Origin of the sequence: Aquamicrobium ahrensii (assembly GCF_040545755.1) — a bacterium.
Classification (GTDB): Bacteria; Pseudomonadota; Alphaproteobacteria; order Rhizobiales; family Rhizobiaceae; genus Mesorhizobium; species Mesorhizobium ahrensii.
The window spans coordinates 501,959-521,578 of record NZ_JBEPMN010000001.1 but is presented as its reverse complement, the minus strand read 5'-3'; the positions used below and the strand labels follow the sequence as shown (position 1 = coordinate 521,578).

Annotated in this window: 21 protein-coding genes and 1 riboswitch; of the genes, 10 read left to right on the top strand and 11 right to left on the bottom strand. The window is 61.8% G+C overall.

What is annotated here, in order from left to right; genetic code table 11:
• Nucleotides 1-163: 163 nt before the first annotated feature.
• Together hmuQ and ABID44_RS02600 are read right to left on the bottom strand one after the other, a co-directional pair.
• Nucleotides 164-478 (bottom strand): heme-degrading protein HmuQ, encoded by a 315-nt coding sequence (gene hmuQ, locus ABID44_RS02605; protein WP_354150109.1) that lies wholly within the window; start codon nucleotides 476-478, stop codon nucleotides 164-166.
• 31 nt (nucleotides 479-509) lie between these two features.
• Nucleotides 510-902 (bottom strand): hypothetical protein, encoded by a 393-nt coding sequence (locus ABID44_RS02600; protein ID WP_354150195.1) that lies wholly within the window; start codon nucleotides 900-902, stop codon nucleotides 510-512.
• A gap of 473 nt (nucleotides 903-1,375) precedes the next feature.
• Between ABID44_RS02600 and hemP the strand changes: the two genes are divergently transcribed.
• The 5 genes from hemP to ABID44_RS02575 are packed head-to-tail and all read left to right on the top strand — an operon-like array spanning nucleotide 1,376 to nucleotide 5,484.
• Nucleotides 1,376-1,585, top strand: coding sequence for a hemin uptake protein HemP (hemP, locus tag ABID44_RS02595; RefSeq protein ID WP_354150108.1), 210 nt, complete (start codon nucleotides 1,376-1,378; stop codon nucleotides 1,583-1,585).
• 26 nt (nucleotides 1,586-1,611) lie between these two features.
• On the top strand, nucleotides 1,612-2,673 hold the full coding sequence (locus tag ABID44_RS02590; protein ID WP_354150107.1) for a hemin-degrading factor: 1,062 nt from the start codon (nucleotides 1,612-1,614) through the stop codon (nucleotides 2,671-2,673).
• 10 nt (nucleotides 2,674-2,683) lie between these two features.
• The gene (locus ABID44_RS02585) at nucleotides 2,684-3,574 is read left to right on the top strand and encodes a heme/hemin ABC transporter substrate-binding protein (protein WP_354150106.1); all 891 of its coding nucleotides are present in this window, start codon (nucleotides 2,684-2,686) and stop codon (nucleotides 3,572-3,574) included.
• 13 nt (nucleotides 3,575-3,587) lie between these two features.
• Nucleotides 3,588-4,688, top strand: a complete 1,101-nt coding sequence (locus tag ABID44_RS02580; protein ID WP_354150105.1) for a FecCD family ABC transporter permease — start codon at nucleotides 3,588-3,590, stop codon at nucleotides 4,686-4,688.
• A 7-nt stretch (nucleotides 4,689-4,695) separates the two neighbouring features.
• On the top strand, nucleotides 4,696-5,484 hold the full coding sequence (locus ABID44_RS02575) for a heme ABC transporter ATP-binding protein (protein ID WP_354150104.1): 789 nt from the start codon (nucleotides 4,696-4,698) through the stop codon (nucleotides 5,482-5,484).
• 115 nt (nucleotides 5,485-5,599) lie between these two features.
• Here the strand turns inward: ABID44_RS02575 and rirA are convergent, their stop codons facing one another.
• Complete coding sequence (rirA, locus tag ABID44_RS02570) at nucleotides 5,600-6,097, bottom strand: iron-responsive transcriptional regulator RirA (RefSeq protein ID WP_354150103.1); 498 nt, start codon at nucleotides 6,095-6,097, stop codon at nucleotides 5,600-5,602.
• A 316-nt stretch (nucleotides 6,098-6,413) separates the two neighbouring features.
• On the opposite strand from rirA, the gene ABID44_RS02565 reads away from it, so the two are divergent.
• On the top strand, nucleotides 6,414-6,968 hold the full coding sequence (locus tag ABID44_RS02565; protein WP_354150102.1) for a GNAT family N-acetyltransferase: 555 nt from the start codon (nucleotides 6,414-6,416) through the stop codon (nucleotides 6,966-6,968).
• A gap of 77 nt (nucleotides 6,969-7,045) precedes the next feature.
• Here ABID44_RS02565 and ABID44_RS02560 read toward each other — a convergent pair whose 3' ends face one another.
• Nucleotides 7,046-8,239, bottom strand: a complete 1,194-nt coding sequence (locus tag ABID44_RS02560; protein ID WP_354150101.1) for an aq_1923 C-terminal domain — start codon at nucleotides 8,237-8,239, stop codon at nucleotides 7,046-7,048.
• Between the two features lie 198 nt (nucleotides 8,240-8,437).
• Between ABID44_RS02560 and parC the strand changes: the two genes are divergently transcribed.
• Nucleotides 8,438-10,705 carry a DNA topoisomerase IV subunit A gene (gene parC / locus ABID44_RS02555; RefSeq protein WP_354150100.1) on the top strand — a complete coding sequence of 756 codons (2,268 nt, stop codon included), beginning with the start codon at nucleotides 8,438-8,440 and terminating at the stop codon, nucleotides 10,703-10,705.
• Nucleotides 10,706-10,952: 247 nt separating this feature from the next.
• Complete coding sequence (locus ABID44_RS02550) at nucleotides 10,953-12,134, top strand: AI-2E family transporter (RefSeq protein ID WP_354150194.1); 1,182 nt, start codon at nucleotides 10,953-10,955, stop codon at nucleotides 12,132-12,134.
• A gap of 21 nt (nucleotides 12,135-12,155) precedes the next feature.
• Here ABID44_RS02550 and ABID44_RS02545 read toward each other — a convergent pair whose 3' ends face one another.
• From ABID44_RS02545 to hemB, 7 genes are all read right to left on the bottom strand, one after another.
• Entirely contained in the window at nucleotides 12,156-13,055 is a 900-nt protein-coding gene (locus ABID44_RS02545) for a DMT family transporter (protein ID WP_354150099.1), read from the bottom strand.
• Nucleotides 13,056-13,152: 97 nt separating this feature from the next.
• Nucleotides 13,153-13,905: an arginyltransferase gene (locus ABID44_RS02540; RefSeq protein ID WP_354150098.1), complete on the bottom strand. Its 753-nt coding sequence runs from the start codon at nucleotides 13,903-13,905 to the stop codon at nucleotides 13,153-13,155.
• Nucleotides 13,906-13,957: 52 nt separating this feature from the next.
• Nucleotides 13,958-14,404 (bottom strand): fluoride efflux transporter CrcB, encoded by a 447-nt coding sequence (gene crcB / locus ABID44_RS02535; RefSeq protein WP_354150097.1) that lies wholly within the window; start codon nucleotides 14,402-14,404, stop codon nucleotides 13,958-13,960.
• A gap of 86 nt (nucleotides 14,405-14,490) precedes the next feature.
• A riboswitch (Fluoride riboswitch) is annotated at nucleotides 14,491-14,552 on the bottom strand.
• 35 nt (nucleotides 14,553-14,587) lie between these two features.
• Complete coding sequence (locus tag ABID44_RS02530) at nucleotides 14,588-15,058, bottom strand: RDD family protein (protein ID WP_354150096.1); 471 nt, start codon at nucleotides 15,056-15,058, stop codon at nucleotides 14,588-14,590.
• 78 nt (nucleotides 15,059-15,136) lie between these two features.
• Nucleotides 15,137-15,490, bottom strand: coding sequence for a DUF423 domain-containing protein (locus ABID44_RS02525; protein WP_354150095.1), 354 nt, complete (start codon nucleotides 15,488-15,490; stop codon nucleotides 15,137-15,139).
• 77 nt (nucleotides 15,491-15,567) lie between these two features.
• Nucleotides 15,568-16,824, bottom strand: a complete 1,257-nt coding sequence (locus tag ABID44_RS02520) for an MFS transporter (protein ID WP_354150094.1) — start codon at nucleotides 16,822-16,824, stop codon at nucleotides 15,568-15,570.
• Entirely contained in the window at nucleotides 16,821-17,852 is a 1,032-nt protein-coding gene (gene hemB, locus ABID44_RS02515; protein WP_354150093.1) for a porphobilinogen synthase, read from the bottom strand. Before hemB ends, ABID44_RS02520 begins: the two co-directional genes overlap by 4 nt.
• Nucleotides 17,853-18,093: 241 nt before the next feature.
• Here hemB and ABID44_RS02510 point away from each other — a divergent pair, with 241 nt between their 5' ends.
• Nucleotides 18,094-19,140, top strand: a complete 1,047-nt coding sequence (locus ABID44_RS02510; RefSeq protein WP_354150092.1) for an enoyl-CoA hydratase/isomerase family protein — start codon at nucleotides 18,094-18,096, stop codon at nucleotides 19,138-19,140.
• Entirely contained in the window at nucleotides 19,137-19,562 is a 426-nt protein-coding gene (locus ABID44_RS02505) for a DUF6163 family protein (RefSeq protein ID WP_354150091.1), read from the top strand. Before ABID44_RS02510 ends, ABID44_RS02505 begins: the two co-directional genes overlap by 4 nt.
• Nucleotides 19,563-19,620 lie beyond the last annotated feature (58 nt).

Sequence of the window (19,620 nt, the reverse complement as noted above, 5' to 3'; positions counted from 1 at the left end):
TATGGGGCGTCGGCATCGTCGACGCCCGCTCGTCATTTAGAGCGGTTCTGATTTTCACCGAACCGCTCCATCTCTTTGCTTTAGCCGCATTTCCGGACGCAAAACCGCTTCACACTTTTGCTGGAAACGCTCCAGGCCATCGGTGTGATGTCTGTTTCGCGCTTCAGGCGCCTTCGACCGCCGAAAAGCCTTCGAATACGGGATGTCCCGCCGTCATAACCTTGCCGGTTCCGGCGCTCTTGTGGGAATCACGGAAGTTCTGCGACTTCGTCCAGGCGACGAAGTCGTCCTCGCTTTCCCACACCGTGTGCGAGGCATAAAGCGTGTAGTTTTCGGCTTCGTTCACCGGCCCGCGCAACAGGTGGAAAGTGCGAAAGCCGTTCATCTCATGCAGCGTCGAATTGCGATTTTTCCAGACGTTCTCGAAATCCGTCTCCGAGCCCTTCAGGACCTTGAAACGGTTCATGGCGATGTACATTGGGTATCCTCTCAAATTAACGGGAGCCGGCTTACAGGCCGAAGCTGATGTCCGTCTTCGAAGCGGGCTTGAGCGCCTTCATGCAGGCTGAAGGCTCTATGCCGTCTCCGGCGCAATCGTTGGAGCCGTTGACGAGCACGCGCGAGATCTTCGTGCAGTCCGTGCCTGCGAGGTCGAAGCGCGTCACCTTGGTCTTGCCAGCCGGCAATTCCTTGAAGTCGAGGACCGTCATGCGATCGACGACGCCCGAATCATTGAACAGGGCGATCTCGTATGACGCCTTGGTGAGGTCCGAGCCAAGACCGTTGTTGACGACGAATGTCAGCCGGCAGCCCTTGTCGGACGGCTGGGCGGCGTTGAGTTCGAGCGAAAGCATGGCTGCTTGTTCGGGAGCGGGGTCCTGCGCGAGGGCGGGGGACGCCATAATGCAGGCGCAAGCCAGCATCGCGATCGGGAAAAGGGCGGGGCGTTTCACGGTCGTCATCACCTTTCTTGCCGTTCAGTACAAAGTTGGCCAGCACGCTGGTCGTATATCGCCGGATACCGGATTGGAACCGAAAACTTGAACCATCTTGACATGTTATAAGTCCTGCATGCTCGCAAGACGATTGTCGAGGGCGCAAACACAGGCCCTTCGCCAAAATATCGAACGCCAGCGGAGCCTGGGCACTGTTGCGTGCTGTTTGGCGGAATGACCGCCTTCATGGAGGCAGCCGCTGGGGAGCCTTGCAGCGACCATCCACATGGCGGCTGTCATCTGCGGTTTTTTGTTCTGGCGCCTGTCTTTAATGTTGACTAATTTGGTCCGGTATTGCAGTGGTTATAAACATGATCGTTTCAGTCAAGAAATGATCATGTCGAGCAGCCCTAGCCACCCAATGAGAGGGACCGAGACCGATGACTGCGCACACTTCCAACGACTTCCGCTACCGCATCCGCCACGCGGACCAGCCCGTTCCGGTACAGGTCGAGCGCATGCCGTTTTCAGTCAGGACGCTGTCTTCCAACAGCCTTTTCCAGGGGGAGCACGAGATCGGCATCGAGCATCATGGTGCGCTCTATCGGCTCAAGATCACCCGTCAGGGCAAGCTGATCCTGAACAAATAAGCCGTCGCCTTTCAACAGGTGGAGCCATGGACCAGCGCGTAAAGCCGAGCCCGTTGGAAATCAGGCGGGCTCGGGCCGAAAATCCGAAGATGCGTGAGCGTGATCTGTCGGCGCAACTCGGCATTTCCGAGGCCGAGCTTCTGGCCGCGCATTGCGGCCATGAAGTCGTGCGCGTCGATACCCGGCTTGCCGCCGTTCTCAATGGCCTTCGCGGGGTGGGCGAGGTGATGGCGCTGACCCGCAACGATAGCGCCGTGCATGAGAAGATCGGCGTCTATGACAAGGTTTCGGCAGGAAAGCACAATGCTCTCGTGCTTGGCCGGGACATCGACCTGCGCATTTTTCCGAAAGCGTGGGCGCACGGATTTGCGGTGGAAAAACACATCGGCGACGAGGTGCGCCACAGTCTGCAATTTTTTGACCCCGCCGGCTATGCGGTGCACAAGATCCATCTGCGCAACGCCTCCAATCTTTACGCTTTTCACAAGCTGGTCGATGAGTTGCGCAGCTCCGATCAGGGCCTGAATATCGACATCGATCCGGTTTCGGGGCCTGCGCCTTCTTCTACAGAAGGGGCTTCGGTTCGTGTCGAGGACCTGCGCGACCGCTGGGGTGCGCTCACTGACGTGCACCAGTTCTTCGGAATGTTGCGCGAGCTGAAAATCAGCCGCCTCCAGGCCATGCGCATGGTGGGGCCGGATTATGCCTGGAAGGTCGACGGGGACGCGGTTTCCGCACTGATGCATCATGCCGCGGCCGAGGGACTGCCGATCATGTGCTTCGTCGGCAATCACGGGTGCATCCAGATCCATACCGGTCCGATCAGCTCCGTGAAGCCTATGGGGCCATGGCTGAACGTTCTCGACGAGACGTTCCACCTGCATTTGCGCCTCGATCACATTGCCGAGGTGTGGGGCGTCCGCAAGCCGACGCGCGACGGCTTCGTGACCTCGATTGAGGCCTATGATTCACAGGACAGGCTCATTATCCAGTTTTTCGGTGAGCGCCATGAAGGCGAAATGGAGCGTGACGACTGGCGCTTCCTTGCCGAAAATCTCCCCAAAGTGCCGGTTTCGATCCCGGTTTGAAGGTGCAGTAATGACAATATTTTCCCGTTTCGCTTCGCGTGCGGCCATGCTGTTTTGCCTGGCCGCCGCGCCGTTTTCCGCTCAGGCCGATGAGACGAACGGGAAATTCGATGATCCTTCGCGGATTGCGGCCATTGGCGGCTCGATCACCGAAATCGTCTTCGCGCTGGGGGAAGGCGACCGTCTCATTGCGCGCGATACAACCAGCGTGTTCCCGCCGGAGGCGATGGAGCTTCCCGATGTCGGCTATATGCGCCAGCTTTCCCCGGAGGGCGTCCTTTCCGTGAGCCCGGGCGGTATCCTGGCCCTTGAAGGCAGCGGGCCGAAGGAAACCGTCGACGTTCTGAAGAAGGCCAGCGTGCCTTACATCGAGGTTCCGGAACGCTTCGATCATGAAGGCATCCTGGCCAAGATCCATGCCGTCGGCGAAGCGCTCGGCGTCGGGCGGAAGGCTGATGCTCTGGCAGGCGAGGTCGATGCGAAGCTCAAGGAGGCCGAAGCGCGCACCAAGGATGTGACGGAACGCAAGCGTGTCCTCTTCATCCTGTCGATGCAGGGCGGCAAGGTCATGGCTTCCGGGGTCGACACCGCCGCCAATGGCGTCATCCGCCTTGCCGGCGCGGTTAACGCCATAGAGGGTTATTCCGGCTACAAGCAACTCACGGAAGAGGCGATCGTTGAGGCGCACCCCGATGTCATCCTGATGATGAGCCGGGCGGGCGGTCATGCCGCAAACGACGACGAAATCCTGAGCCATCCCGCCATTGCGACCACGCCTGCCGGTAAGGCAGGCAGGATCGTGCGCATGGATGGCGCCTATATGCTCGGCTTCGGCCCGCGGACCGCCGACGCCGTTCGCGACGTCGCGGTTGCGCTATACGGCGACCAGGCCGCTGACTGAGCGCGGACACGGGATGACGAATCATATCGCCGCGGCTGGAAGTTCCAGCCTGAGGAATGCCTTGGCCACTGGCGATCGTTCGGCGCTCGCCCGGCTGGTCATGATCATGCTGGTCGTCCTGCTTGGGCTGACCATGCTGTTCAGCCTTGCGTCCGGAGCTTCCGACGCCTCGGCCGTGTCCGTTGTGCGCGGCTGGCTTTTCGGCGCGGGCGAAGATGCGCTGAGCGTGCGCGACCGCATCATCATCAACGATATACGCCTGCCGCGCATTGTGCTGGGCGCGCTTGTCGGCGCTTCGCTGGCCGTCTCCGGCGCGGTGATGCAGGGGCTGTTCCGCAATCCGCTGGCCGATCCCGGCCTGATCGGCGTTTCCGCCGGGGCCAGCCTCGGCGCGGTGCTGATCATCGTTCTTGGCGGCACCCTTCTTGCGCCGCTGACAACGGCGCTCGATACGTTTTCGCTGCCCATCGCGGCTTTTTTCGGCGGTCTGGCCGCTACACTCGTGCTCTACAAGGTGGCGACGCGTCAGGGGCGCACATCCGTCGCCACCATGCTTCTGGCCGGCATCGCACTGGCCGCTCTTGCGGGGGCCGTCACCGGCATTCTGGTGTTTGTGGCCGACGACCGGCAATTGCGGGACCTGACCTTCTGGCAGCTCGGCTCTCTGGCCGGAGCCACCTGGCTCAAGATCGGCGCAGTAGCGCCGATCATGGTTCTTGCCATGGCCGCCACGCTGTTTCTGGCCCGCGGCCTGAATGCGCTGGCGCTGGGCGAGGCGACGGCCACCCACCTCGGCATTCCGGTCCAGAGGCTGAAATATTTCGCCATCGTCAGCGTGGCCGCCTCGGTCGGCTCCTCGGTGGCGGTCAGCGGCGGAATCGGCTTCATCGGCATCGTCGTGCCGCACCTGCTGCGTCTGGCCATGGGACCGGATAACCGCTACCTGCTGCCGGCCTCGGCGCTGCTGGGCGCTTCGCTGCTTTTGCTGGCGGATGCGGTTGCGCGCACCATCGTGGCGCCCGCCGAACTGCCGATCGGCATTGTGACCGCCGTGGCCGGCGCTCCCTTCTTCCTGTGGATATTGCTGCGCAAGCGCGGCGTCATCGATCTGTGAGGCCGTGATGATCGAAGCACAGGGCATTTCTGTTCGTATCGGCTCGAAACCTATCGTCCATGACCTCGATTTTTCGGCCCGTCCCGGCGAACTCGTCGCCATCGTCGGTCCCAACGGTTCGGGCAAAACCACAATGCTCAAGGCGCTGTGTGGCGAACTTTCCTGTTCCGGGCGCGTCACATTCAACGGCCGTGACATGCGGTCGTTGAAGCCGGTGGAAGCTGCGGCCATCCGCGCCGTGCTGCCGCAGGCGACAGTGCTTGCGTTCCCTTTCACAGTGCGTGAGATCGTGAAAATGGGCCTCATTGGCGGCCGATCCGGCGTCATTGGAGCGGACGCGGATCGCTTGCCGGAGCAGGCGCTGGCGCGCGTCGATCTGGAGGGCTTCGCAGGCCGCTTCTATCAGGAATTGTCCGGCGGCGAGCAGCAGCGCGTGCAACTGGCCCGGGTGCTGTGCCAGGTATGGATGCCGGTTCTGGACGGGCGGCCGCGTTACCTGTTCCTCGACGAGCCGGTGTCCAGCCTCGATATCAAGCACCAGCTCATCATCATGGACATCGCCCACGATTTCGCACGCGCCGGGGGTGGGGTTGTGGCCATATTGCACGACCTCAATCTGGCGGCGATGTATGCGGACCGCATCCATGTGATGCATGCCGGCAAGCTGGATACGGTGGGCGCTCCGAAGGATGTGCTCACAGACGCCATGATCGAACGGGTTTTTGGATGCAAGCTGCGCGTCGGCGCGGTCCCTGCCGCAAACATGCCGTTCGTTCTGCCGCAATCGGTGACCTGAACCGCCCCGATACTTCAGGTTCGCGCGCGGTTCGCTTTCGGGCGACATGCTTCAAAAAGAAAGCGGCCGGCAAAGCTGGCCGCTGACGATTGGATCACACGGTGCAGTCGCTGGGTCAGGCTGCGGGCACGCGCTGCTCCGCCGCGGCCTTGCGCGCGCTCACCTTGCGGGGCGCGATATTGTCGATACCGAGCGCTTCGCGCATGTTGGGACGGGCAGCGACCATATCTGCGATCGTGTGCTTTTCCAGAACGGCGAAGAAGGCGCCCAGAGCCTCGCGCAGCGCGGCGTTGAGCCCGCAACTGTCGATCAGGGGACAATCGGCGGTGTCGCTGTCGAAGCATTCGGCCATGGAAAAATTATCTTCGGTGACACGAACGACCTCGAACAGGGTGATGTCTTCTGCCGGCTTGCCGAGACGAACGCCACCATTGCGGCCACGCACGGTTTCCACCAGACCGTTCTCGACGAGCGGCTGCAGGATCTTGAACAGGAAGAGCTCCGAAACCGTATAGGCCGCGGCGATTTCAGGGATACGGCTCAACTGGCCGTCATTGGTCGCGCAATACATCAGGATGCGTATGGCGTAGTTGGTCTGGCGCGTGAGTCGCATGGTTCACCTCGCAGGAAGCTGTGCGTTATATATGGCCTATACCTTGGAATAATTCTAGACAAGCCTGTTAAAAATTATGAATTTTCTTGTCACCTTTATGGGTGCTTTTCTATGACGTCAGATGTGGCGATGCACGCTTTATCTTTGAGCAGTTCGCTCAAACCGCAGAAGCGGCATTGCGAGCCATTCGATTTCGCATGGCAGCCTCCCGTTCCTGCCGCCCTGCAAGGCGCGCCAACCACTTGATATTCATGTTGCATTGCACAATATGAAGCATGTCGGAAGCGACTCAGGGAGGAACCCAGAGGAGTGCGACATGGAGCAGAATTTCAAGAGCCCCGCTCGCCTGACGGGGACCATACGCCAGCTGAGGCCTTCGGACCTGCCGAGGTTTCGCGAGCATCTTCTCAGGCTCGACGCCGAAAGCCGGCGTGACCGTTTCAATGGTCTTGCCGACGATCGATTCATTTCAACCTACGTCTACCGTTCCTTCGCCGCCGGCACCACGATGATCGGCTATGTCGAGGGAGACAAGGTGCTGGGCGCAGCCGAACTCCACGAGCGCGCCGAGGAAAGCCAGCCGACAGCCGAGATCGCGTTCAGTGTTGAACGGCATCTTCAGCATCGGGGCCTCGGCGGCAAGCTCTTCGAGCGCCTTATCGAGAAGGCGAGGGATTTCGGCTACGCCAAGCTGCTGGTCACCACCCACCCGCAAAATGCGGCGATGCGGGCGCTTGCGCGGCGCTACAACGCCAAGCTGGTGTTCGAGGATGGCGAAACGCTTGGCACCATTCACCTCGATCCGCTGATGCCGGTTGGCGTGCTCGCGGCAGCCCATGGCCAGCAGAAGGCCGTCCTTGCGCCGGCCTGAAGAACAGCGCGGCGTTCCAGCCTGCGAAAAAAGGCCGCATCGTTTCCGATGCGGCCTTTTGTTTGCGCCTTTGCCGCTCAGTTCTGATTGGCCTGGACCGCGACGCCGAGCGTCCTGGTCAGGTTGGCCGGATTGGCCATGGCGTCGGCCATGATCATGGCGAACGGCACAGGCGATGCGGGGTTGGCCAGAATTTCAAGGCTGCGCGGATCATCGAAATACTGGTTCACGGCCGCCGAGGCCTGCGCCGCCAGATCGGGGTTCTGCAACTGGGCGAGGCCGAACGGCACGATGGCCTTGGCCTGGTTCGCGACATCCTTGCCGGACATGCCCTGCTGCTTTCCGACATAGTCGAGGACCTTGTTGGTCAGCGAATCGTCGGTGAAGCGGATCGTAGCGCCGTTGAAGCTGAGCTGTTGCATGAGGCCGAGCATCGCCATGCCCTGCGCGGAATTGTCAGCGTCCTCGGGCATGGCCGCCATCTGCTTTTGCAGTTCCTGCACGGACTTGATGAACTCGACGGTATATCCGCCGATGCTGAAGGTTATGCCGAAGGTGCCGGCGTCATCGACCTTTATGTCGTACTTTGAGATGTCCATCTTGCCGTCGGCCGGGTCCCAGCTTCCTTCCATCAGCGCGGAGCCGTTGATGTTCTGATAGCCCAGAGCCTCGATGGCGTCCTTGTACCTTGGATCTTCAACCAGTGTGAGATCGCTGGTGAAAGCGGGAACAGTGGCCGACATGGAAACAGGCTTGCCGCCATCGAACTCCGACATTTCAATCGCAATGCCGGATGCGGAGAACGCCGTCTTGCCGGTTGATTTGACGACAAGGTTGTCCAGATTGGCCGCGCGGTAATAAAGCATGCCGCCGAACGGGCTGTTGGTCCCATCGGCGAAAAGAACCACGTCGCGCATGATGAACGGGCTCATTTCGAACGACAACTCGCCTTCACTGCGGGAATAGGCGGACGTGGAAACGGTGTTGATCGTGTAATCGCCGTTCGCCTCGCTGACGCCTTCCAGCGTCACATCGCCGATGTCCATGGCGTCCTCCACGCCGGCCGGCTTGAACTTCACGCCCTGAAGCCGCATGGAGGATGTGTCGCCGGAAACGCCGGCCCAGTCGATTTCGATGCCTTGCTCGCTGAAGGTGGACTTCAGGCGCGCGGCCACGTCATCGACGCTCTGAGCCGACGCCGGACCAACAGCCAGCGCGAAAAGGAAGGTCGAAACGGCCAGCCTGTTCCAGTTTTTGCGTTGAAGGCTCATCATGGGCTCCAAAGATTTCTTGAAAGGAATATTCCTGCATCTGTCCGTAGCAGCAGGGCATGAGCAAGGCCAATTTTGACCCATTGGTGGAAATTCACGTCAAAATAGCGAAGCCGGTTGCATTTTTCGGTGATCGAAAGGGTTCTTGACGACCCTCTTGCCCTTGCCGCGAATCGGAGCCTCGGATAGTCAAACCCCATGGGAAAGAGCCTTCTGCCGCCCGGTGATGGCGGCGATCATATCGAACCGGTCGACCTGAAGCAGGCGCTCGAAGAGCGTTATCTTGCCTATGCGTTGTCGACCATCATGCATCGCGCGCTGCCGGACGTGCGTGACGGCCTCAAACCCGTCCACCGGCGCATCATGCACGCCATGCGGTTATTACGCCTGAATCCCGATCAGGGTTTCGCTAAATGCGCCCGTATCGTCGGCGAGGTCATGGGCAAGTTCCATCCGCACGGCGACCAGTCGATCTATGACGCGTTGGTGCGGCTGGCGCAGAGTTTTTCGATGCGCTACCCGCTGGTCGACGGGCAGGGAAATTTCGGCAATATCGACGGCGATAACGCCGCCGCCATGCGCTACACGGAAGCGCGCATGACCGACGTGGCGACCGAACTGCTCGCCGGGATCACCGAGGATGCGGTCGATTTTCGCCTGACCTACAACGAAGAAGACGAGGAACCGGTCGTTCTGCCGGGCGCGTTTCCGAACCTGCTCGCCAATGGTTCCTCCGGAATTGCGGTGGGCATGGCGACTTCAATCCCGCCGCACAACGCCGCCGAGCTGTGCGACGCAGCCCTTTGCCTGATCGACGGCGTCAAGTCCGGACAGGACGTTTCCGACGGCCGTCTGATGGATTTCGTTCAAGGGCCGGATTTCCCGACCGGCGGCATCGTCATCGACAGCCGCGCGTCGATCGCCGAGGCCTATCGCACCGGCCGCGGCTCCTTCCGCGTGCGGTCCCGCTGGCACCAGGAAGACCAGGGGCGCGGCACATGGGTGATCGCGGTCACCGAAGTACCCTATGGCGTGCAGAAATCGCGGCTGATCGAGAAGATCGCCGAACTGCTGATCGCGCGCAAGCTGCCGTTGCTGGAAGACATCCGCGACGAGAGCGCGGAGGATATCCGCATCGTCCTGGCGCCCAAGAGCCGCACCGTCGATCCCGGCATCCTGATGGAGTCGCTGTTCAAGCTCACCGAGCTTGAGAGCCGCTTCTCGCTCAATATGAACGTGCTTTCGCGCGGCAAGGTGCCGAACGTGCTTTCGCTGAAAAGCGTGCTGCGCGAGTGGCTGGATCACCGCCGCGAGGTGTTGCTGCGCCGTTCGCGCCACCGCCTGGCCGAGATCGAGCGGCGTCTGGAAATCCTCGCAGGCTACCTCATCGCCTATCTCAACATCGACGAGGTGATCCGCATCATCCGCGAGGAGGATGAGCCCAAGCCCGTCATGATGGGGCGTTGGGATCTCAGCGACATGCAGGCGGAAGCCATCCTCAACATGCGGTTGCGCTCCCTGCGCAAGCTGGAAGAGTTTGAAATCCGCAAGGAGTTCGACGCCCTTACCGAGGAAAAGCAGCAGATCGAAACCCTGCTTGGCGACGAGCAGAAGCAGTGGAACACCATCGCCTGGGAAATCCAGACCATCCGCCGCGATTTCGGCCCGGAGGAAAACAAGGAACTCGGACCACGCCGCACGACCTTCGCCGAGGCCCCGGAACATGACCTCACCGATATTGCGCAGGCGATGATCGAGAAGGAGCCGGTCACGGTGGTCGTCTCGGAAAAGGGCTGGCTGCGCGCCATGAAAGGGCATCTCGCCGACTATTCCCAGCTTTCCTTCAAGGAGGGCGACAGCCTCAAGCTCGCCTTCCATGCCCAGACGACAGACAAGATCCTCGTCTTCACCACAGGCGGCAAGTTCTACACCATAGGCGCCGACAGACTGCCCGGAGGGCGTGGTCATGGCGAGCCGATCCGCATCATGGTCGATATGGAGACCGATCAGGATATCGTCACGGCCTTCGTGCATGAGCCGAAGCGCAAACTGCTGCTCGCCTCGCATCAGGGCAATGGGTTCCTTGTCTCGGAGGACGAGGTCGTCGCCAATACCCGCAAGGGCCGCCAGGTGATGAACGTCAAGACACCCGACGAGGCGCGCTTCTGTATTCCGGCGACGGGCGATCATGTCGCCATCGTCGGTGAAAACCGCAAGATGCTGGTCTTTGTAGCGTCGGAAATCCCGGAAATGACGCGCGGCAAGGGCGTCCGGCTGCAGAAGTACAAGTCCGGAGGCGTGCTCGATCTCAAGACCTTCGCCATGGATGCCGGCCTGACCTGGCAGGATTCCGCGGAGCGCACCTTCACGCGCACGCAAGCGGAACTCGACGAGTGGATCGGCGCGCGTGCATCGGCCGGGCGGATGGTTCCAAAGGGGTTTCCGCGCACCGGCAAGTTTGGCTGAGCTGAAACCATTCTGATTTCAGAATGTTGGCAGAGTTTTCTGACCGTTTGAATCAGGATTCGGGCTGGCTGGGACTCGCTGCGAACACGCTTCCGACACTATTTTTCTTCATCTTCACGGTGATTGGCTTGTCGTAATGTTTGCTGCACTATGCTGAAGCAAGGTGGAGCCGAGCGAAACGAGTCGACTGGAGGCGCGGCGTTTGAAAGATCAGGACAGCCAGACGAACGGGCGCCAGCTCCGCCTCATGGGGCGCGCCGCGCCGGTGAGGGCGGCGCTGATCCAGCCGCTGTCGGCGGCTCGCTGGCTGCTGATCCTGATCGTCGCTGCGGGCGTCTACTTCTTTCACGGTTTTCTCGTGCCGGTTCTGGCGGCGCTGGTCATCGCCTTCGCGAGCTGGCCGCTTTACCGTCGCCTGCTGGCCGCCGTTAACGGCAACAGGACGATGGCGGCGAGTTGCGCGCTGTTGCTCATCCTCACCTTCCTCATCGTGCCGATCGTGCTCGCGGGCATGTACGCCTTCAACGAAATCCATGACTGGGTGGTCTGGGCGGTCGAGGCCAATCGCCACGGCGCTCCGGTTCCCGAATGGATTGCGGCCCTGCCAATCATCGGTGAGTGGCTGGCGCTGCAATGGTCCACGACCATCGATCATCCCGGCGGCATCGGCGAAGTGATCCAGCTCGTCAGCGGCGCAAATATCGGCAGCATCTATCGCGGCGTCGTCGCCGCCGGCGGCAGCGCTTTCAGCCTGCTGCTCGCCTTGCTGTTCATGCTGATCGCATTGTTCTTCACGTATCGCGACGGCGAAGCCTTCGCGGCGCAGGTCGACCGCATCGGCGAGCGTATCCTGCCAGCGCGGTGGGAGCGTTTTTCGCGCGTCGTCCCCGCCACCATCAGTTCCACCGTCACCGGCATGACGCTGATCGCAATAGGCGAGGGCGTGGTGCTGGGCATCGCCTACTGGCTGGCCGGTGTGCCCTCGCCCGTGACGCTTGGCGCGCTAACAGGGCTGATGGCCCTCATTCCCGGCGGCGCTCCGCTCTCCTTCACCCTTGTCTCGCTCTATCTCGTGGCCAGCGGTTCGCCACTTGCCGGCATTGGCCTGTTCATATGGGGTTCGGTCGAACTTTTCATCGTCGACAAGACCTTGCGCCCCAAGCTGGTCGGCGGGCCGATCAAGCTGCCGTTCCTGCCGACCTTCTTCGGGCTGGTCGGCGGCGTGAAGACGATGGGCTTTGTCGGTCTCTTCGTCGGTCCCGTGTTGATGGCGCTTCTCGTCGCCATCTGGCGTGAGTGGCAGCATGAGGTCGACGTCACCGAAACAGCCATCGTGCCTGTGGTGACGACGGAGGCCGTCGTCGAAGCGGAGCAAGGTCCGTCAGCCGCGCGTTACAAGGCGGGCGAGACCGCGCCGGCTGAAAGCTGATTTTCGAGGCCTAGCCTGCTTTCAGGCAGGATGGCGCAGGGCCAGCGTAGCGCGTCTCCTGCGGCCCTCGCGCAACTGCCAGAACGAATGACCGACGAGCGTCAGGATGAGGATCGCGCCGCCGATCAGGCTGTTGCGGGTCGGCGTCTCGGAAAAGATCATCCAGACCCAGACCGGAGCCAGAACGGTCTCCAGAAGATAGAACATCGCCACCTCGGGCGCGGAAATGTATCTGGGGCCGTTGGCGAGGCAGAAGAACGATATCGGCATGACCACCGCGCCGTTGAAGATGATCCAGCCTGGCTCGGCGATGTGCAGGCCGTTTTTCGAAACCATGAAAGCCGCGACAAGGCATGGCAGGATGACGCCGACGAGCGCGGTGAAACCCATGTCCTGCCCGCTTGAGCGCGAAACGGTGATTGCGCAGGACAGCAGGAAGGCGGCAAGCATGGCGACGAGGTTGCCGAACAGGTTGCCTGTTCCAAGCGACGAGCCGACGATGATCGAAATTCCCACGATCATAAGCGCCATGGCGAGCAGAGTTTGCGGACGGGGGCGCTCACGCAAAAACAGCCATGACAACAGCGCCGAGAACATGGTGTTGAAGGCAAGGATGAAGACGAGGTCCGCCGTCGAGGTGTTGAAGACGGCGGTGATGAACATGATCGAGCTGACGCCGTAGAGTCCCGCGACGATCAATCCGGTGCGGCCGGGCACGAGCCTGGGCGCGTCGGCGGAAAAGAACCGCCAGATCGCCCACATCAGGAGCCCCACCGTGAAGGTCGTGGCGCTTCGTACGAACAGGATCGACCAGGAATCGCCATCCGCGAGCTTGATAAGGGGAATGTCGATGGTCAGCGCCATGCCGCCGAAGGCTGTCAGTAGCAGACCCCTTGTGTGCTGGTCGATATTTTTGGGCAAGGCGACAACTCCGGCAGGCGGCGGGAACAAGACAGAAATATTCAGCAAATGCAGCCCGGTTCGGGCGTATTTCCCGCTGTGAGGCGGCGGGGGCGCTTTATTTGACCTGATAGCGCTCCCAACCCTTCGGACCAAGGTGCTCCTGGGGCTGGAAGCGCATCTTGTAGCCCATCTTGCGCGAGCCATTGACCCAATAGCCGAGATAGACATGGGGCAGACCCATGGCGCGCGTGCGCTCGATATGGTCGAGGATCATGAAGGTGCCCAGCGAGCGCTCGTCCATATCGGGATTGAAAAAGGAATAGACCATGGACAGTCCGTCGGCCATGCGGTCGGTGAGGGCGACAGCCATCAGTTCGCCTTCGCCCTTGCCGGTGATGAAGCTGTCAGGACCGCGCCTGCGGTATTCGATGATCTTTGTGTCGACATGGGTGTCCTCAACCATCATCGCATAGTCGAGGACCGTCATGTCGGACATGCCGCCAAGGCGGTGGCGGGCGTCGAGATAGGTTCGGAACAGGGAATATTGTTCCGTCGAGGGCTGGGCGTCGCTCATGGTGCTCACCAGATCCTGATTCTGCTGAAGCACCCGCCGCATGCTGCGGCTGATTTCAAATTCCTGCGCGAGGATGCGTACCGAAACACAGGCGCGGCAGGTCTCGCAGGCCGGGCGATAGGCGATGTTCTGCGAGCGCCGGAACCCGCCTTGCGTCAGCAGGTCGTTCATCTCCGCAGCCTTGTTGCCGACGAGATGGGTGAAGACCTTGCGTTCGAACTGCCCCTCAAGATAGGGGCAAGGCGAGGGCGCAGTCAGGAAGAACTGCGGCGATTGGGTCAGGTGCTGCGTCATCTGGCAAGCGAACTCCGCGACAATTGATAGCTTGGCCCGTTCTCCGAAAAATTCAAGACGTTTGCGCGGGCCCGCTTTCTTCCTCGATGGCCAACTGAACGATGCGCACGTCGCGGTTGAACCATGTGGCGGTGAAATGGCCGACGGCGACCGCGCCGACGCACAGCACCACGGAGGCGATCACATTGATTGCGGCTCGCCCCATCGCTCCGCTACGCATGAGCTCCAGCGTCTGCAGGCTGAAGGCGGAAAAGGTGGTGAAGCCGCCGCATATGCCGACCATGACCAGAAGGCGCACATTTTCCGAAACCGGATAGCGGCCCTGCGCCAGCGTCAGCGTGCCGAACAGGCCGATGAGGAAGGAGCCGGCTATGTTGATGATGATCGTGCCCCATGGCAGCGAGCCGCTGATCGGCTGCGCCGCCGCGGAAAGCAGGTAGCGTGCGAGACTTCCCAACGCGCCCCCGAGAGCGACTGCGAGACAGGAGGTGAACGACATCGGTTTCCGTTCCTTCTTACCGGCCGGGCACAAAAAACCCCGCCATGCGGCGGGGCCTTTTTCAGACGCACTCCTGCCGCGATTTCGTTGCGACAGGAGCCATCAGCCGTTCCCGGCGGTTTCGGGGAGCTCCATCCCCATCGGTTCGCAGCGTAAGCCTTGCGCCTGACGCGCGCAAGGCTCTCAGCGATCGCTACGCACCACGACCGTGCCGAGCAGCAGGTCGTGCAGAGTGCGCTTGCGATCCGAAAACAGTGTGATCAGAAGCACGAGCGGCGTCAGGATGACGTTGCCGGCCCAGAACAGCACCGAATGCACCATCGCAAAGACGCCGTCGACCGGCCGTCCATCCAGCCGTTCGAGGCGAAGGTTCATCAGCTTCATGCCGGTGGTGGCCTGATTCCTGCCGCCCAGCGTGAACCAGACATAGGTGAGCGCCACGACGGGCAACAGAAAGCCGTACAGCGCCCAGCCAAGGCCGAAGGTGATGATGCCGAGAAGCAGCACAAGAACGGCGAACGGGATCGAAAGCAGGCCGACCATCAGATAATCGATCACGAAGGCCAGCACGCGGCGCGTGCGCACGCCGTCATAGGCGCGGATGTCATCCAGCCGGCTGGTGATGATCTCACCGTCGAGAACGCGGGCGTTCATTTGGATTCGAAGCCTTTCGGTTACGGGTTCCTTCAGGCTTCAGATGGTGCATGTCGGCGAATTTTCAAGAATCGCACCCTATTCCGCAGCTTTTGCGGGGCGAAGCGCGGCAAGCGCGATTGCGAGCCAGCCGGTCATAAGCAGGGTTCCGCCTGTCGGAGCGGCGAACGGAAACAGGCGCGCACCAGCAAAATCGCGCATCAGAAGATCGCCGCAGAACAGCACAAGGCCTGCAATCAGGATGAGGCTGGCGACGTGCAATGTGCGGTTGGCGGTGAGCAGCCCGATGGCGAGCAGCACGGGCGCGTGCATCAGCATGAATGACGCGGCCGTGGCGGTGAAGGGGCCGCCTCCATGCGAGGCCGCCGCCGAAAGCGCGACACCTGCCGTGCCGACAAGACCGGCGACGAAGACGGGAATACGATTGTTCATCTGGAACTGCTCCTCGCACGAATCGGAAGCTGAAAACATGGTTGCGGCGCGCAGCTATGGGCGCGATGCGTGACAAATCAATCCGGCAAATCGCCCCTGCGGATAAGCCAGTTCCACAAGGCCCCGAGACCAAGCAGCACCGACGTGCCGAGGAAGACGGCCTCCATGCCGATATGCCCGCCCACGAAGCCGCCGAGCACTGGTCCGGCCACCTGTCCGACATATTGTGCGGAGATCGCATAGCCGAGCACATTGCCGCCGACGCCGTCCGGCACATTGTGGCGGATGACGCTGGTGATCGACGGCAACAGGCCACCCAGCGCCAGCCCCATGAGGAAACGCAGCGCGACCAGTTGCCAGCCTGCGGTGACGAACGCCTGCGGCACGAGCAGCAGGGCGGCTGCGCCCAGCGCGCCGATCACCACATTCCAGTGGCCCACGCGGTCCGCCAGCTTGCCGAGCCATGCTGACGACACGATGCTGCCAAGCGCCGTTGCTGACATGACGACGCCGGCCATCAGCGTGACATGCGCCTGGTCCTCGATCAGTTGGGCAACATAGACGGTGATGATCGGCTCGATCGACATGTTGGCGAACATCAGCAGCATGCCTGTCGCCAGCATGGCCACCACCGGTCGCTTGCCCGGAATGGCGGCCCACGCGCCCGCTCGCTTCCTGCTGGCGGTTTTCCCGGGCCTGCGCTCCTCCTTTATGAGCAGGGCGGTGGCCAGAAAGGCAATGAATATAGCTCCGCCGGAAAGCATGAAGGTGGCGCGAATGCCGATCAGGGGCGGCAGCAGGCCTCCAATGAGCGGGCCGACAAGATTTCCGGCCATGATGCCGGTGGAAAGAACGCCCAGCGCCCAGCCTGACCGCTCTTTCGGCGTCTGCATGGCGACGAGGATGGTCGAGCCCGAAGCATAGCCGCCAGCCAGACCAACCAGAAGGCGCAACAGGACGAGCTGCTCCACGCTCTGGGCCATGCCCATCAGCGACATGCATATGGCCATGCCGAGGCTGGCGCGCACCAGCATCAGCTTGCGGCCGTAACGGTCGCCGAGCCGGCCCCAAAGAGGAGCGACAAGCGCCGCGGCGAAGAATGTCGCGCCATAGGCGATGCCCGACCACTGCACGATGCTGGCGTGGCTTGCGGCGCCAAGCTGCTCGACATAGAGCGGCAGGAACGGAAGAAGCAGGGTCATCGCCACGATGGTGGCGAAGGAGCCGGCGAAACAGACGCCGAGGTTGCGACGCCAGTGGCGGTCGTAACCCGTTTCCTGCGGCTGGTCGGATGGCTGGCTGGCTGTCTCTGCGGCGGAATTTGCGCCGCTCACCCTTTCAGCTTCTCGGCCACGGTCGGGGCGAAATAGGTGAGAACGCCGTCCGCGCCGGCGCGCTTGAAGGCCAGCAGCGATTCCATCATGGCGCGCTCGCCGTCGATCCAGCCATTGGCGGCGGCGGCCTGGATCATCGAGTATTCGCCGGAAACCTGATAGGCGAAGGTGGGAAGGGCGAAGGCGTCCTTGAGCAGGCGGATGATGTCGAGATAGGGCAGGCCGGGCTTCACCATGACCATATCCGTGCCTTCCAGGATGTCCTGCTCGGTCTCGCGCAGCGCCTCGGCGGAATTGGCGGCGTTGATATAATAGGTCTTCTTGTCGCCTTGCAGCAGGCCGGCGGTGCCGATGGCGTCGCGATAAGGGCCATAGAAGGCCGAATCGAACTTGGTCGCATAGGACATGATGGCCACGTCCTGGAACCCGTTGTCGTCCAGAGCGGAACGGATGACGCCGATACGGCCGTCCATCATGTCGGAAGGCGCGATGATGTCAGCGCCGGCGGCGGCCTGGAGCACTGCGCCCACCGCGATCTGCTCAACAGTCTCGTCGTTGACGATGACGCCGTTGCGCAGCACCCCATCATGGCCATGGCTGGTGAAGGGATCGAGGGCGGCGTCGGTGATGACGCCGATTTCCGGCACCGCCTCCTTGATGGCGCGGGTGGCGCGGTTGGTGAGGTTGTCGGGGTCCAGGATCAGAGAGCCGGTGACATCGCGCAACGCTACATCCACCTTGGGGAAGGTGGCGATGGCCGGAATGCCGAGCTTTGCGGCGCGTTCCACCTCGCGCACGGCAACATCGACCGAGAAGCGGAAGACGCCGGGCATGGCCGCGATCGGCTCGCGAACATTCTCGCCCTCGACAAGGAAAATCGGCCAGATCAGATCGTCGACCGTGAGGTGATTTTCCTGCACCAGCCGCCGCGACCATGCAGCCTTGCGCATGCGCCTCAGGCGGCGGGAGCCGGTGACTTCGTCTACGGTGCGTGTACCTGCCGCTTTGGTGGGTGCAAACCTGTTCATGACCAACTCCGCGGGACGGCCGTATTCGCCATTCCCGGTCCTCATTTGTGCGCACAAGTTCAGGCTTCCCGCGAAGCCATATTCTGGAGGCTTTCTAACATGACCTCGGGCGCTGACCAATGCGACATCATTGTTCTCGTGGCCGTTTTGCTCGATGCCGCAATGATTTCGTGCCATTGACGTAACGGGCCGCCGCACTTAGCACTTTTTCCCAAGACGATATGAGAGGGAATCTGTGGCGATGGATTTTGGCGGCGGCGAGGAGATCCGTTTCGAGATCGTGGCGCAGGCCGGTGTGGTGACGCTGACACGTCCGAAAGCCCTCAATGCCCTGACCGGCAAGATGGTGCATGCGCTGGCGGCCGCCCTCGATGCATGGGAGAAGGACGACGCCGTGCGCCTGGTGCTGGTCAAGGCCGAGGGGCGGGCCTTCTGCGCCGGCGGAGACATCATGGATGTCTATCGCGCCGGCAAGGCGGGCGAGCGCCATGCCGAATTTTTCGCCGACGAATATCGCATGAATGCGCAGCTTGCGCGCTTCTCCAAGCCCTATGTGGCGCTGATCGACGGCATCGTCATGGGCGGCGGCGTCGGTATTTCGGCCCATGGGTCGCATCGGGTGATGACGGAAAACGCCATGGTGGCCATGCCGGAAGTGGGCATCGGCTTCTTCCCCGATGTGGGCGGCAGCCATGTGTTGTCGCGGCTGCCCGGCGGCTTTGGCATGTATATGGCGCTGACCGGCGACCGGGTGCGTTATGGCGATGCGCTGGCTGTCGGGCTCGCAACGCAGACCATTAGGGCCGCAAGCCAGCAGGACCTCGTGGATGCGCTCACGGCGTCAGGCGAGGTGGATGAGACGCTCAGGCGTTTCCATGTCGCTGTTCCGCCAGAGACGGACGCCCGGACGTTCGCCGCCATCGAGCGCCACTTCTCGCAGGAAACGCTGGAGGCGGTTCTCGCCAGCCTGAAGAAGGAAGCCGAAGCGGGTGACGATTTCGCCGCCCGGACGCTGGCGACGATGCTTTCGCGCTCGCCCACCAGCCTCAAGGTCACATGGCGCGAGATAAGAGAAGGCGCGGGCCTTTCGATGGACGATTGCATGCGCATGGAGTTCAGGGTGCTCAACCGCATGCTGGACGGCCATGATTTCTATGAAGGCATTCGCGCCGCTCTCGTCGACAAGGGCTCGACGCCGGTCTGGAATCCACCGTCTCTGGAAGACGTGAGCGATGCCGCGGCGGAAGCCTATTTCGCGCCGCTCGGCGAGCGGGAGCTGGTGCTGTGACTACAGGGCTTCCGACCCGGGCCGCTCTCGTTCCGGACAGGCTCGACCTTGCGTTCGCCGTGTTCCTGCGTCTTGTCGCATGTCTGTGCCTCGTTCAGGGCATTCTCTACTGGATAAGACTAATCGGCTATTATCCAGGCGATCTCTATCGCTTCGATCTGATGCCGGTGCAGTGGCAGATCGCGGCCTCGGCCCTCGCGGTACTGTTTCCCTTTGCCGCCGCAGGGCTGTGGATGCTCGCCTCGTGGGGGCCGGTCATCTGGTTCTTGTGCGCGGCCGGCGAGGTCGCCATGTATGCCGGCTTTCCCCAGTATTTCGGCCACAGCCCTTCCGCAATCGTCGCGCATGCGATCGTCGCCGCAGCCTATTGCGGTTTCCGCGCACTCCTGCAGATGCGCAAGCGGCCGGAAGCGGTGCGGTAGATCGCATCGCTCGTTCCGGACTCTGTAAATCCATTAGCTCATTTTTTAGGTTAATTGT

Bases quoted from the DNA above. Each gene is read 5' to 3' on its own strand.
- ABID44_RS02550 (WP_354150194.1), top strand. From the start codon at position 10,953: ATGGGGCGCGCCGCGCCGGTGAGGGCGGCGCTGATCCAGCCGCTGTCG.
- rirA (WP_354150103.1), bottom strand. From the start codon at position 6,097: ATGCGACTCACGCGCCAGACCAACTACGCCATACGCATCCTGATGTAT.
- ABID44_RS02510 (WP_354150092.1), top strand. From the start codon at position 18,094: ATGGATTTTGGCGGCGGCGAGGAGATCCGTTTCGAGATCGTGGCGCAG.
- ABID44_RS02590 (WP_354150107.1), top strand. From the start codon at position 1,612: ATGGACCAGCGCGTAAAGCCGAGCCCGTTGGAAATCAGGCGGGCTCGG.
- hemB (WP_354150093.1), bottom strand. From the start codon at position 17,852: ATGAACAGGTTTGCACCCACCAAAGCGGCAGGTACACGCACCGTAGAC.
- ABID44_RS02525 (WP_354150095.1), bottom strand. From the start codon at position 15,490: ATGAACAATCGTATTCCCGTCTTCGTCGCCGGTCTTGTCGGCACGGCA.
- ABID44_RS02575 (WP_354150104.1), top strand. From the start codon at position 4,696: ATGATCGAAGCACAGGGCATTTCTGTTCGTATCGGCTCGAAACCTATC.
- ABID44_RS02530 (WP_354150096.1), bottom strand. From the start codon at position 15,058: ATGAACGCCCGCGTTCTCGACGGTGAGATCATCACCAGCCGGCTGGAT.
- ABID44_RS02560 (WP_354150101.1), bottom strand. From the start codon at position 8,239: ATGAGCCTTCAACGCAAAAACTGGAACAGGCTGGCCGTTTCGACCTTC.
- crcB (WP_354150097.1), bottom strand. From the start codon at position 14,404: ATGTCGTTCACCTCCTGTCTCGCAGTCGCTCTCGGGGGCGCGTTGGGA.
- ABID44_RS02585 (WP_354150106.1), top strand. From the start codon at position 2,684: ATGACAATATTTTCCCGTTTCGCTTCGCGTGCGGCCATGCTGTTTTGC.
- ABID44_RS02580 (WP_354150105.1), top strand. From the start codon at position 3,588: ATGACGAATCATATCGCCGCGGCTGGAAGTTCCAGCCTGAGGAATGCC.
- ABID44_RS02565 (WP_354150102.1), top strand. From the start codon at position 6,414: ATGGAGCAGAATTTCAAGAGCCCCGCTCGCCTGACGGGGACCATACGC.
- hemP (WP_354150108.1), top strand. From the start codon at position 1,376: ATGACTGCGCACACTTCCAACGACTTCCGCTACCGCATCCGCCACGCG.
- parC (WP_354150100.1), top strand. From the start codon at position 8,438: ATGGGAAAGAGCCTTCTGCCGCCCGGTGATGGCGGCGATCATATCGAA.
- hmuQ (WP_354150109.1), bottom strand. From the start codon at position 478: ATGTACATCGCCATGAACCGTTTCAAGGTCCTGAAGGGCTCGGAGACG.
- ABID44_RS02540 (WP_354150098.1), bottom strand. From the start codon at position 13,905: ATGACGCAGCACCTGACCCAATCGCCGCAGTTCTTCCTGACTGCGCCC.
- ABID44_RS02600 (WP_354150195.1), bottom strand. From the start codon at position 902: ATGGCGTCCCCCGCCCTCGCGCAGGACCCCGCTCCCGAACAAGCAGCC.